Source organism: Pantoea sp. ACRSB (assembly GCF_022346905.1).
GTDB classification, from domain to species: Bacteria; Pseudomonadota; Gammaproteobacteria; order Enterobacterales; family Enterobacteriaceae; genus Pantoea; species Pantoea piersonii.
Window position 1 is genome coordinate 196,881 of the sequence record NZ_JAKRNL010000006.1, and the last position, 12,887, is coordinate 209,767.

Here is a 12,887-nt window from a genome sequence, read left to right on the forward strand (position 1 = left end):
CTCGATACGGCGGCTCTCGGCCGCCGTTTTTATCTCTTCCGCTTAAAACCAGCGCAGCCGATCGCGCAGCGAAACCACGCTGCCGATAATAATCAACGACGGGCTCTCAACCTGTTGCGCCAGGTCGCTGAGCCGCTCCAGCGTGCCCGTCACTACGCGCTGTCGCGTGCTGGTGCCGTTTTCCACCAGCGCTACCGGCATATCCGCGCGCATACCGTGACGCATTAGCTGCTGCTGAATATGCGGCGCCTGCGTCAGCCCCATATAAAACACCAGCGTCTGCTGCTCGGCGGCCAGTTTTTCCCACTCCAGCGCGTTTTCCTGCTGCAGATGACCCGTCACCAGCCGTACGCTCTGCGCATGGTCGCGGTGGGTCAGCGGAATGCCGCTGTAGGCCGAGCAGCCTGACGCCGCCGTCACGCCCGGCACCACGCTGAACGGTATCTGATGCTGCGCCAGGATCTCCAGCTCCTCGCCGCCGCGCCCGAAAATAAAGGGATCGCCGCCTTTCAGCCGCACGACGCGCTTGCCGCGCTGCGCCTGTTCCAGCAGCAGCTGGTTAATCTGCGCCTGAGGCACGCAGTGATGTCCGGCACGCTTGCCGACAAAAATCCGCTCCGCATCGCGACGCACCAGGTTAAGGATCTCCTCTGAAACCAGCCGGTCATACACAATCACATCAGCCTGCTGGATCTGCTGTAGCCCTTTCAGCGTCAGCAGCCCGGCGTCGCCCGGCCCGGCACCCACCAGCGTTACTTCGCCCTGCGCGGGCAGCGCGTCGCTGAAGAGTGAATCGACCATCTGCGTCGCGCGCGCGCCGTCGCCGTTAGCCAGCGTCTGCGCCAGCCTGTCGCTGGTAAAGAAACGCTCCCAGAAATAGCGGCGCTGCGCCATAGAGGCGAAACGCTGTCTGACGCGCGTGCGCAGCGTGCCCGCCAGCGACGCCAGCTGACCAAGATGCTGCGGCAGCAGCGCCTCGATTTTTTCACGCAGCAGGCGGGCCAGTACCGGCGCGCGCCCGCCGGAAGAGACCGCCACCATCAGCGGCGAACGATCGATAACTGATGGCATAATGGCGCTGGCCTGTTCTGGGGCATCCACCAGATTACAGAAAATGCGACGCGCTTCGGCGGCCTGCGCCACCTGCTGATTCACCGCATCGTCATCGGTGGCGGCGACCACCAGCCAGCACCTGTCCAGCCATGCGTCGCTAAATGCGCCTGAGATCGGCGTTATCTCACCGCTGTCGGCCCACTGACGGAACGCAGAGGAGAAGTGCAGCGCGCCGACGTACAGATCGGCGCCGGCAGAGAGCAGCAGCCGCGCTTTGCGCTCAGCAACGTCGCCGCCGCCCACCAGCAAACAGCGTTTGCCCTGCAGGCGGCAAAAAAGAGGAAAGTAGTCCATAGAGCGTCCTGAAAGCGAGAGAGGAAGGCGGGCTGCCGGCGCGCAGGGCGTCGGCAGCGTAGCATAGCATCAGGAGAGAGGTCGGTTCAGGCGCACACTTCGACTTTGCCTGCGTTTACCCGTACCGGAAAAGCGGCGACGGAGCGCGACGCATCCTCCATACAGTAGCCGTCGCTGAGGCGAAAACGCTGCTTCTTCAGCGGGCTGGCTACCCAGAGGCTCTCTTCATGCTCGGCGATAATGCCGCGCGACAGCACGCTGGCCTGCGCAAAGGGATCGATGTTGCTGATGGCGAACAGCTCGCTGTCCTGACGCGGGCGGAAAATAGCGATCTGCTGGTTATTCACCAGCGCGCATACGCCGGTGGCTGGCAGGATTTGCTCCAGATCGCAGACGGGCGTCCACTGGCTCATACTTCGCTCTCCTCAATCAGGGTAACGGCAATGCGCTCTTCCGGCCGCGCCGGACGATGCTGGCTGCGCTCGGCGACCATCTGCACGTTGGGATCGCGCAGCGGCGCGTTGATAAAGTGGGCGAAACGCGCCTGCTGGGCGGGATCTTCCACCGCTTCTTTCCACTCGCAGCGGGCGCGGGCGCGCAGCTCGCTCAGCTCCGCCTCCAGCTTGCTGTTAATGCCCAGTTTGTCGTCGATAATCACGCTGCGCAGATAGTCGATGCCGCCCTCAAGGCTCTCCAGCCACAGCGAGGTGCGCTGCAGCCTGTCCCCGGTGCGGATGTAGAACATCATAAAGCGATCCAGATAAGCGATCAGCGTGTCGCCGTCGAGATCGGCCGCCAGCAGATCGGCGTGGCGCGGCTTCATGCCGCCGTTGCCGCAAACGTAGAGGTTCCAGCCTTTTTCCGTGGCGATAACGCCGACATCTTTGCCCTGCGCTTCGGCGCATTCGCGCGTACAGCCAGAGACGCCGAACTTCATTTTGTGCGGCGTGCGGATGCCTTTATAGCGATTCTCCAGCGCGATGCCGAAGCCGAGGCTGTCGCCGACGCCGTAACGACACCAGGCGCTGCCGACGCAGGTTTTCGCCATGCGCAGCGCTTTAGCGTAGGCCTGACCGGTCTCAAAGCCTGCGGCGATAAGCTGCGACCAGATGGCGGGCAGATCGTCTTTCTGCGCGCCGAACAGGCCGATGCGCTGCGAGCCGGTGATTTTGGTGTAAAGGCTGTAGCGCTCAGCAACCTCGCCAATCACTTTAAGACCCTGCGGCGTGATTTCGCCGCCGGGCGAACGTGGAATAACGGAATAGGTGCCATCTTTCTGGATATTGCCGAGGAAGAGATCGTTGCTGTCCTGTAGCGGCGTATGCTGCGGCGCAAGCACAAAGTCGTTCCAGCAGGAGGCCAGCAGCGAAGCTACCGTAGGTTTGCAGACTTCGCAGCCGTAGCCTTCGCCATATTTTGCCAGCAGCGCGTCGAAGTTTTTAATCTCCTCGACTCGAATCAGGTGATAAAGCTCCTGACGGGAGTAGGGGAAATGGGCGCAAAGGTGGTTATTGACCTCAATGCCCTGACGGCTAAGCTCGGCGTTCAGCACCTGCGTCAGCAGCGGAATGCAGCCGCCGCAGCCGGTTCCCGCGCGCGTTTCGCTCTTCAGCGCCGCCACGGTGTGGCAACCGCCCTGAACCGCTTTGATGATGTCGCCTTTGCTGACGTCGAAGCAGGAGCAAATCTGCGCGCTCTCCGGCAGCGAATCAACGCCCATAACCGGCTTTTCGCCACTGCCGACGGGCAGGATCAGACCTTCCGGATTTTCCGGCAGCGGAATGGCGTTAAGGACAAACTGCAGCAGATTGCCGTAGTCGCTGGTATCGCCTACCAGCACTGCGCCGAGCAGAGTTTTGCCCTCTTCGCTGACGATCAGGCGTTTGTAGATCGACCTGCTCTCATCCAGCCAGACGTAGCTGCGCGCCCCTGGCGTACGGCCGTGGGCATCGCCGATGCCGCCGACATCGACGCCGAGCAGCTTGAGTTTGGCACTCATATCTGCGCCCTGGAAGGTGCTGTCGCGGCCGGTTAAGGCATCGCTCGCCACCTGCGCCATTTTATATCCCGGCGCGACCAGACCAAATACGCGGTTCTGCCATGCGGCGCACTCGCCGATGGCGTAAATTGCCGGATCGCTGGTGCGGCAGCGGTCGTCTACGGCGATGCCGCCGCGCTGGCCGATCGCCAGGCCGCACTGTTTCGCCAGTTTGTCCTGAGGACGGATGCCGGTGGAAAAGACGATAAAGTCGACGTCCAGCGCGCTGCCATCGGCAAACTGCAGGGTTTTGCCGCCCGCAGCATGATGCACGATCTGCTGGGTGTTTTTGCTGGTGTGCACCTGCACGCCCATCTCTTCGATTTTACGACGTAGCTGCTCGCCGCCCTGAACGTCGAGCTGTTCGGCCATTAATACCGGCGCGAACTCAATTACGTGCGTTTCAATGCCTAAGTTTTTCAACGCGCCTGCGGCTTCCAGACCGAGCAGGCCGCCGCCGATTACCGCGCCGCGTTTGCTGCGGCGCGCGCAGGCTTCAATGGCGTTGAGATCTTCAATGGTGCGATAGACGAAGCAGTCCGCGCCTTCCGAGCCTTTGATCGGCGGGATCCAGGGCCAGGAGCCCGTGGCGAAGATCAGCGTATCGTAGCGGACGGCGCGGCCGGTATTGGAGTGGATCAGCTTCTCTTCACGGTTGATGGTGATGGCGCGTTCGCCCAGCAGCAGATTGACCTGATGTTTTTCATAGTAGCCTTCGCGAACCAGGGAGAGTTCTTCGGCGGTATGGTGAGAGAAGTAGGCGGAAAGGTGGACGCGGTCATAGGCGACGCGGGGTTCTTCACAGAACACGGTTAACGCGAACTGGCCGGGTTCGGCTTTGTCGATCAGTTCCTCAATAAAGCGATGCCCCACCATGCCGTTACCGATAACGACGACATTGTGCTTGCTCATACTTGCCTCAAAATTGCGGGAATTGAGGCTACAATAGCGCGCCGTTTTCAGTCCATATTGATATATATCAATTGCCTTTTCGTATACCTATTTTGAGGTATGTGTCTGTTTCTGAATCATTTTTCGTAAGTTATTCGTTCTACTAAGAAAAGAGCTGGATCACATTTTTGCGGCGGCCAGAAAAGAAAAGGGCGGCCAGCGCCGCCCTTAATCTTATTAAGCGATCTTGTTATCAGTGCATCGCATGGCCATGCTGGCGATGGCGGGTAACAAAGCCCAGCAGCACGCACATCACGAACACGACGGCATAGAGTCCATTGGCCGTCAGCAGCGCAGCATGGACGCCGCCTTGCTTCACGATGGGGCTGGTCACCACGAAGGTCAGCATGGTGCCGACGGTGCCGCAGGTGAGGATAAAGTTCACCAGCTTCGGCGAGGAGACTTTAGTCTGCAGCGAGCCGAGCGTAATGATGGTGGTGTAGATGGCGCTGGAGCTAAAGCCGAGGATCATAATCACCCAGCGCAGCATGCTGGCGTCCGTGGCGCTGACGAACCAGTACATCAGCAGCGTCGCCAGACCGGCCAGCACCATCAGAATGCGCTGCAGATCGAAGAAGCGCAGCAGGAAGCTGAAGACCCACATGCCGACCATATAGGCGGTCCAGAAGTTGCCGACCAGCTGGCCCGCGCTGGCGATATCCATGCCCATAGTCTTCGTGGCGTACTCAGGCACCCAGGAGATAAATCCGAGCTGGCCGAGGATATAGCAGAGCGCGGCCACAGCGAGGAACAGGACGCCGATGCCCCATTTCTCTTTCTCTACCGTCGGGCTGTTTTCCGGTTTGCGCAGCACCGGGAACTCGACGCACAGGGTCAGGATGAAGATGGCAACGTAGATAAGGCCGATGCAGACATAGACCCAGTACCAGGGCAGCGCGCGCGCCAGCAGGATGCCAGCCAGAACCGGAAACAGCGTACCGGCCATGCTGAAGAAGGAGTCGGTAAACAGCAGGCGCGAGCCGCGCTGACGGCCTTCATACATATGCGTAATAAGGAAGGTGCCGATCGACATGGTGATGCCGCTGACCACGCCCAGTACAAACATACAGAGCGAGAAGACGGAGAGATCGCGGCTGGTCATCAAACCCAGCACCGCCAGCACCATCAGAATAAAGCCGAAAATCAGCTGGCGCTTCAGCGGTACGATAACCATCAGCCAGGCGTTAAGGAAAACCGAGACCAGAATGCCGGCGTTCAGAAAGGTAAAGGTATTCCCCATACTTTCAATCGGCAGCTGGAAATCCTTCGCGATATCGCCCATAACCATGCCGGTGACGATCACCAGCGCGCCGGTCAGCGCGTACGAGAAAAAGCTTATCCAGGTAAGCCCAATACGATTACGATTTGTCATGTTGTGAACCTGTGAAAAACAGAGGGGGCGGCATAAAACTGTCAGAAAGTGTAAACGGAAGCGTGATCTTAATAAATAAAGACTGAAAATGACCTTTCATATTTCATTCATAATGTGACTTGTATCACGAAAACGTTTGCGCAGGCGCTTTTTCCGTCCTGAACAGGCTGTGCGTAAATAACGGTAAAACGCTGGCTCTTGTATTTTATGCTCTTTACAATCAGTCTCGTTAAAAACTGCTCTCCAGGGTAAGGAATCTTTCATGTTTAAACGTACTCTTACAGCGGCGGTCGCCCTGTTTGCGCTCTCTTCCGTTTCAGCCTCCGCGCTGGCCGCCAAAGGCGATACGCACGTCCTGCTCACGACGTCCGCCGGTAATATCGAACTCGAACTGAATAATCAAAAAGCGCCGGTTTCGGTGAAAAACTTCGTCGACTACGTTAACAGCGGGTTCTACAACAACACTATTTTTCACCGCGTGATCCCAGGCTTTATGGTGCAGGGCGGCGGTTTTACTACCGACATGCAGCAGAAGCAGACCAACGCGCCGATCAAAAATGAAGCGGATAACGGCCTGCGCAACCTGCGCGGCACCATCTCTATGGCGCGCACCGCCGATAAAGACAGCGCGACCAGCCAGTTCTTTCTTAACGTTGCTGATAACGCTTTCCTCGATCATGGACAGCGTGACTTCGGCTACGCGGTTTTTGGTAAAATTGTGAAAGGAATGGATGTAGCCGACAAAATTTCCCAGGTTCCTACCAAAGATGTCGGCCCTTATCAAAATGTGCCGGTAAAACCGGTAGTTATCCTCTCTGCTAAAGTCCTGCCGTAACTTCTTGCGCCGCCATCCTCTGGCGGCGTCGCCTTGCCCGCTTCCGGCAAAGGGAAAATTTGCTCCTATACTCAGCTTCGAGAGTGCGGACAACCCTGAGCAGGAGGCGGCATGGCAAACAAACTCACCGAGAAACAGAAAAATACGCTCTGGCAACAGCGGCGCGTCGCCAGTTATCAGGCAAGCTGCCGGCTGGAAGGCTTAACGCTGGCAGAGCCAGCCAGCGCTTACGAACAGGCTGACGCGGCTGAAGCGCGACTCGAGTCGCTGAGGAGGCAGTATGGTGCCGAATAGCAGCGTCGCACGCGATCCCTATCTGTGGCAAAACGATGACGTGTTGAAAAACCGGCTGGAAATCCACGACGCCGCGCAGCTGCGTAAGGCGGAACTGGCATTTAGCGCCGCGCGTCTCGCCACGCTGGAGCTGGGGCCAGCCACTATCGGCCTTCCTTTCCTGCGCCATATTCACCGCACGCTGTTTCAGGATGTCTATGCCTGGGCGGGCGAGCTGCGCACCATTGATATCTGGCGCGACGACACGCCGTTTTGCCATTTCGAATATATCGAAAAAGAGGGCAATACGCTGATGGACGCGCTGGAAGAGGAAGAGGGGCTGCGCAATCTGGAGCAGGAGGATTTCGTGGCGCGTATCGCGCACTACTACTGCGAAATCCATATGCTGCATCCGTTTCGTGAAGGCAACGGGCGCGCCCAGCGCATCTTCTTCGAACAGCTCGCGCTGCACGCCGGGTATTTCCTGGAGTGGCAGAACGTTGAGGAGCAGCAGTGGCGAGAGGCTAACCAGGCGGGCGCGGACGGCGACCTTGCGCCGCTGGAAGCAGTATTCGCCTGCGTCGTGAGTCGCGCCAGCCTGTAAAAGGCGTAGAATAGCGGCGGTTTTCTCAGTCTGGACTGACTATGCTGCTGCTAATCGACAACTACGACTCCTTTACCTGGAACCTTTACCAGTATTTTTGCGAGCTTGGCGCGCAGGTGCGCGTAGCGCGCAACGACGCCATCACGCTGGAGGAGATGGCGGCGCTGCCGCTGTCGCATCTGGTTATTTCGCCGGGGCCCTGTACGCCCGACGAGTCAGGTATTTCGATGGCGGCAATCCGCCACTTCGCCGGACGCATTCCGGTGCTGGGCGTCTGCCTGGGTCATCAGGCGATCGCCCAGGCTTACGGCGCGAAGGTGGTTCGCGCCCGCCAGGCGATGCACGGCAAAACCTCCGCTATCGCCCACACCAACTGCGGCGTGTTCCGCAATCTCAATCAACCGCTGACCGTCACGCGCTACCACTCGCTGGTTGTGGCGTGGGATTCTCTGCCTGACGCCTTTGAAATCACCGCCTGGAGCCTGAAAGAGGGTGAGCCGGATGAGATTATGGGATTTCGTCACAAGGCGCTGGCGCTGGAAGGGGTGCAGTTTCATCCGGAAAGTATTCTGAGCGAGCAGGGGCACCAGCTGCTGCGTAATTTTCTCGAATCCTGAAGTTATGTTTGCCTTTGGGTGATTTATTATGCATATTTTGTGATTATTATTTCACTATGGCTCAATAAATAATCAAAGGTGGTCGCCGATGGCAGCGGAGAAAATTGCGGTAACGCGGGAAACGTTCGATAAGGTTATTTTGCCTGTTTATGCACCTGCGCAGTTCGTGCCGGTAAAAGGCAAGGGCAGCCGCGTCTGGGATCAGCAGGGCAAAGAGTATATCGACTTTTCCGGCGGCATCGCCGTAACGGCGCTGGGCCATTGTCATCCGGCGCTGGTGGAGGCGCTGAAAACCCAGGGCGAAACCCTGTGGCATTTAAGCAATGTTTTTACCAACGAGCCAGCGCTGCGCCTCGCCAGTAAACTGATTGACGCCACTTTCGCCGAGCGCGTCTTTTTCGCCAACTCCGGTGCCGAAGCGAACGAAGCCGCTTTCAAGCTGGCGCGCTACTACGCCTGCCATCGCCACAGCCCGTTTAAAACCAAAATCATTGCCTTCCACAACGCGTTTCACGGCCGTACCCTTTTTACCGTTTCCGTTGGCGGCCAGCCCAAATATTCCGATGGTTTTGGACCAAAACCGGCGGATATCGTACACGTTCCCTTTAACGATCTTGAGGCGGTCAAAGCGGTTATTGATGACCACACCTGCGCCATCGTGGTTGAGCCGATTCAGGGCGAGGGCGGCGTTATGCCCGCCACGCCGGAGTTTATGCAGGGACTGCGCGCGCTGTGCGATAAGCATCAGGCGCTGCTGGTGCTGGATGAAGTGCAGAGCGGCATGGGACGCAGCGGCAAGCTGTTCGCGTATGAGCACTACGGTGTGACGCCGGATATTCTTACCACCGCCAAAGCGCTGGGCGGCGGCTTCCCGGTGAGCGCCATGCTGACCACCCATGAAATTGCCTCAGCCATGTCGCCGGGCGTACACGGCACCACCTACGGCGGCAATCCGCTGGCCAGCGCGGTTGCGGAAGCCGCACTGGATGTCATCAATACGCCGGAGGTACTGCAGGGCGTTCAGACGCGTCGCGAGCAGTTCGTAACGGCGCTGAAAGCGCTCGACGCGAAGCATAATCTCTTTACGGACATTCGCGGCAAAGGTTTGCTGATCGGCGCGGCGCTGAAGCCGCAGCATGCCGGTAAAGCGCGCGATATCCTCCACGCGGCGGCCGCGGAGGGGCTGATGGTGCTGGTGGCGGGAACTGATGTGATCCGCTTTGCGCCGTCGCTGGTCATTGAGCCCACCGATATTGAAGAGGGCATGGCGCGCTTTGCCCGCGCGGTGGAAAGCGTGCTGACGGCCTGATCAACTCTTGCGCAGACGCCTTATCAGCCAGCGGCCATGATGCGGCCGCTGGCTCCACGCCAGCGACGAAATGGTGTGCATCGCGTTCAGATGTTCCAGAATGCGCTTCACATGCTGCTCCAGAATCGTCCTGGGGCCTTCATCCAGATCCTCTACGCCCGCCATCACGTTAGTCTGCGATCCCGGCCCGTCATACTCCAGCCGCTGCTGGCAGCGCTGTAGCGCGATTTCGCACGACTGCAGATAACGCTGCGCCAGATCCGGCGTCAGCATGGTGTGTTCGCGAGCGAGGATCGTTATGGCGTTGATATGCTCAACGATAAACTGGCTGTGCGTTACCCATAAGCGCATATCTTTCAGGTACTGTGCGTTAAAGCCCGGTTCCTGCATCGCCTGATTGAGCGAGTTGAACAGCGCGTTATGCGCCTGGTTGACCCTCATACGCTGATAAGCCAGCTTTTTCGCCTCCTGCTCTGGCCCCAATAGCAGCCGCAGCGCATCCTGATAGGTTTCCAGCGCGTCGTGGGCGTTCTGACGCAGCAGCCCGCTCTGCCACTGCGGCCAGAGCCATAGCATGCCGCCAAAGGCGATAAGACATCCCATCAGCGTATCCATCAGGCGCGGCAGTAAAAACTGCGCGCCGTTTAGCGACAGCAGCTGTAACGAGTAAACCGCCGTGACGGTAAAGCCGATCATCGACCAGCCGTAATATTTGCGCGTCACCAGGTAGCTCAGCAGCGTTACCACCAGCATAAACAGCAGCACCAGCGATTCCGGCACCGCAAAGCGCAGCGAGGCGGCGGCAATCACCAGACCGGCGAAAGTGCCCAGTGCCCGGTGCTGGATCCGCACCCGCGTGGCGCTGTAGCCGTTCTGACTGACGAACATAATGGTCATCAGGATCCAGTAGGGCTTGGGGATGTCGAACAGCATCGCCAGTGCGCTGCCGAACATCAGCATCACGGCAAAGCGCGCCGCCGTGCGCAGCGCGGAGGATTTCAGCGACAGGTAGCTGCGCAGCGCGGCAAGCAGCGGCAGGCGGCGCTGGCGATCGGACATCAGGTCGCGCTGATAGAGCGGTTTTTGCGTGCGCAGCACGCGCGCGATGCGGCTGAAGTGGTAGAAACAGAAGTGGCCCACCGGATTCTCCGGATGCTGTCGGGCGATTTTTTCCAGCGCGCCGAGCGGCTTATCCATCTCGAAGCGGCTCGGCAGCTGATGGTAAAGAATGGAATCGGCCAGCGCGCGCAGCCGCGCCGAGATAATTTTGGCATTCCAGCGTATGACCGCTTCCGCATGGCTGCGCTCTACCAGCTTCTGCACCTCTTCCGGCTGATGCAGGCTGACAGAGATATGCTCCTGCAGGTCAAGCGCCACCTGAAAGGCGCGCGTCAGCCGCTTATGGCTGTTGTCGCGGCTGGCGGAGAGCATATGCATCTGCTGGTAGCAGGTGTTAATCAAATCGACCGCTTTCTGCTGGCGCGCCAGCAGCGGGGGCAACGCTTTTTCCGGATCGGTAAGCTGGGTGAGCAGCGTATATTTCGCGTCGCAGTAGTCCGCCAGTTCGCGGTAGATCAGGCTCAGGGTTTCGCGCATCGGCTGCTCTTTCCACAGCCAGAACCAGAACCAGTTAAAGAGTCCATACCAGAGCGTGCCGCCGATATAGAGCAGCGGCGGCACATAGATCGGCATGCGGCCAATCAGGCTCAGCGTAAAGATTGCCGCCACCAGCGTGCCTGAGAGCAGCCGCCCGTGCAGGGGACTGATTTCGCCGGTAACGCCCAGCAGCAGCGGCAGAACAAAGAGTACGGCAGGCAGCGGTACGCCTTTCAGCGTTAAGAGCTGGATCAGAAAACTGCCGAGCGCAAACAGCGAGCCGCCGACAATCAGACGTTTGAAGAAGCGCTTGTGCGGCGTATCCAGACCCGCGACGTTGCAGCAGGCAGGAACGAGAGAGAAGAGCAGCCCTTTCTGCAGATCGCCAAACAGCCAGCCGAGCGCCACGGGAATGCACAGCACCAGCGTCTGCCGCAGGGCATAGTTAACTTCGGGGTGATAGATGATTCGACGCCACATCACTTAACTAAAAGCAGTAACGGCGTGACTGAGAGATCACGCCGTGAGTGAGAGGAAATCAGCGGGTGCCGTAAACGACAATGGTTTTGCCGTGTGCGGAAATCAGATTCTGGTCTTCCAGCATTTTCAAAATGCGGCCCACGGTTTCGCGTGAGCAACCAACGATTTGGCCAATTTCCTGACGAGTAATTTTGATTTGCATGCCGTCGGGATGCGTCATGGCGTCTGGCTGTTTAGCCAGGTTAAGCAGGGTTTGTGCAATACGTCCGGTAACGTCGAGGAAAGCTAAATTGCCTACTTTTTCCGATGTGACCTGCAGACGGCGCGCCATCTGCGAAGAGAGACGCATTAAAATATCCGGGTTCACCTGAATAAGCTGACGGAATTTCTTGTAGGAAATCTCCGCCACTTCGCACGCGGTTTTAGCGCGTACCCAGGCGCTGCGCTCCTGACCTTCTTCAAACAGGCCAAGCTCGCCGATAAAATCACCCTGATTCAGGTAAGAGAGGATCATCTCTTTGCCCTCTTCATCTTTGATAAGCACCGCAACGGAACCTTTCACGATGTAGTAGAGGGTTTCAGCCTTCTCACCCTGATGAATCAGCGTACTTTTGGATGGATATTTGTGAATATGGCAATGGGACAGGAACCATTCGAGTGTAGGGTCTGTTTGCGGTTTGCCGAGAACCATTCGCTATTATCCTCTGTTGTAATCGTGCCCAAAACGCGGGGGGATTATTCCCTGCCAGGCGATGAAAGCTTCAAGCGTTTCTCCTGAAGGAGATTATTCGGGCCTTATTTTGCGGCAGGCGCTTGATGTGTCCCGTCTTCGTCCTTAACAGAACGAACTATTTTCAGCACTGTATGTAGCACAGCTTTTGCCGACTGTCTTCTGTTGTCTCGCTTCAGCAAAGGGGGGATTACTCTGGATTGCTGTTTGTCAGGTGAACGCGTACTCTGGCGGCAAACGGGCTATTCTTGAGGTGGAAACATGCAGGCACGAGTGAAGTGGGTCGAAGGGTTAACCTTTCTCGGCGAGTCGGCGTCGGGACATCAGATTCTGATGGACGGCAACTCCGGCGATAAAGCGCCAAGTCCAATGGAGATGGTGTTGATGGCGACGGGCGGCTGCAGTGCCATCGATGTGGTCTCTATTTTACAGAAAGGGCGCAACGAGGTGGCAGACTGCGAGGTGAAGCTGACCTCTGAGCGTCGCGAAGAGGCGCCGCGTCTGTTTACCCATATTAACCTGCACTTTGTGGTCAGCGGCAAAGCGCTGAGCGATAAAGCCGTGGCGCGCGCGGTAGATCTCTCGGCGGAGAAGTATTGCTCGGTGGCGTTGATGCTGGGCAAGGGCGTTGAGATTACCCATAGCTATGAGGTGATTGAGCTGTAAGGCCTGCTC

The 12,887-nt window shown here is 58.2% G+C and carries 12 protein-coding genes; 6 read left to right on the plus strand and 6 right to left on the minus strand.

The window, feature by feature from the left end:
* Positions 1-42: 42 nt before the first annotated feature.
* The 4 genes from cysG to tsgA form a co-directional block, all read right to left on the minus strand.
* A complete protein-coding gene (cysG, locus tag MHZ89_RS17760) occupies positions 43-1,407 on the minus strand; it encodes a siroheme synthase CysG (protein WP_311784103.1) in 1,365 nt (454 codons plus the stop codon).
* An 86-nt stretch (positions 1,408-1,493) separates the two neighbouring features.
* Positions 1,494-1,820: a nitrite reductase small subunit NirD gene (nirD, locus tag MHZ89_RS17765; protein WP_120457304.1), complete on the minus strand. Its 327-nt coding sequence runs from the start codon at positions 1,818-1,820 to the stop codon at positions 1,494-1,496.
* Positions 1,817-4,357: a nitrite reductase large subunit NirB gene (gene nirB, locus MHZ89_RS17770; RefSeq protein WP_311784104.1), complete on the minus strand. Its 2,541-nt coding sequence runs from the start codon at positions 4,355-4,357 to the stop codon at positions 1,817-1,819. The genes nirD and nirB overlap by 4 nt, the downstream gene beginning before the upstream one ends.
* A gap of 232 nt (positions 4,358-4,589) precedes the next feature.
* A complete protein-coding gene (tsgA, locus tag MHZ89_RS17775; protein ID WP_120457391.1) occupies positions 4,590-5,768 on the minus strand; it encodes an MFS transporter TsgA in 1,179 nt (392 codons plus the stop codon).
* A gap of 262 nt (positions 5,769-6,030) precedes the next feature.
* Here tsgA and ppiA point away from each other — a divergent pair, with 262 nt between their 5' ends.
* From ppiA to MHZ89_RS17800, 5 genes are all read left to right on the plus strand, one after another.
* A complete protein-coding gene (ppiA, locus tag MHZ89_RS17780; RefSeq protein WP_311784105.1) occupies positions 6,031-6,603 on the plus strand; it encodes a peptidylprolyl isomerase A in 573 nt (190 codons plus the stop codon).
* A 111-nt stretch (positions 6,604-6,714) separates the two neighbouring features.
* Positions 6,715-6,897, plus strand: coding sequence for a YhfG family protein (locus MHZ89_RS17785; RefSeq protein WP_311784106.1), 183 nt, complete (start codon positions 6,715-6,717; stop codon positions 6,895-6,897).
* Positions 6,884-7,480, plus strand: a complete 597-nt coding sequence (locus MHZ89_RS17790) for a putative adenosine monophosphate-protein transferase Fic (protein WP_311784107.1) — start codon at positions 6,884-6,886, stop codon at positions 7,478-7,480. Before MHZ89_RS17785 ends, MHZ89_RS17790 begins: the two co-directional genes overlap by 14 nt.
* A gap of 41 nt (positions 7,481-7,521) precedes the next feature.
* A complete protein-coding gene (locus MHZ89_RS17795; RefSeq protein ID WP_311784108.1) occupies positions 7,522-8,097 on the plus strand; it encodes an aminodeoxychorismate synthase component II in 576 nt (191 codons plus the stop codon).
* 88 nt (positions 8,098-8,185) lie between these two features.
* On the plus strand, positions 8,186-9,406 hold the full coding sequence (locus MHZ89_RS17800) for an aspartate aminotransferase family protein (protein ID WP_311784109.1): 1,221 nt from the start codon (positions 8,186-8,188) through the stop codon (positions 9,404-9,406).
* On the opposite strand, the gene MHZ89_RS17805 is transcribed toward MHZ89_RS17800, so the two are convergent.
* Both MHZ89_RS17805 and crp read right to left on the minus strand, forming a co-directional pair.
* Complete coding sequence (locus MHZ89_RS17805; protein WP_311784142.1) at positions 9,407-11,482, minus strand: YccS/YhfK family putative transporter; 2,076 nt, start codon at positions 11,480-11,482, stop codon at positions 9,407-9,409.
* 58 nt (positions 11,483-11,540) lie between these two features.
* Entirely contained in the window at positions 11,541-12,173 is a 633-nt protein-coding gene (gene crp / locus MHZ89_RS17810; RefSeq protein WP_000242758.1) for a cAMP-activated global transcriptional regulator CRP, read from the minus strand.
* Positions 12,174-12,473: 300 nt separating this feature from the next.
* Here crp and MHZ89_RS17815 point away from each other — a divergent pair, with 300 nt between their 5' ends.
* Positions 12,474-12,878: an OsmC family protein gene (locus MHZ89_RS17815; protein WP_120457319.1), complete on the plus strand. Its 405-nt coding sequence runs from the start codon at positions 12,474-12,476 to the stop codon at positions 12,876-12,878.
* The last annotated feature ends 9 nt before the right edge of the window (positions 12,879-12,887 follow it).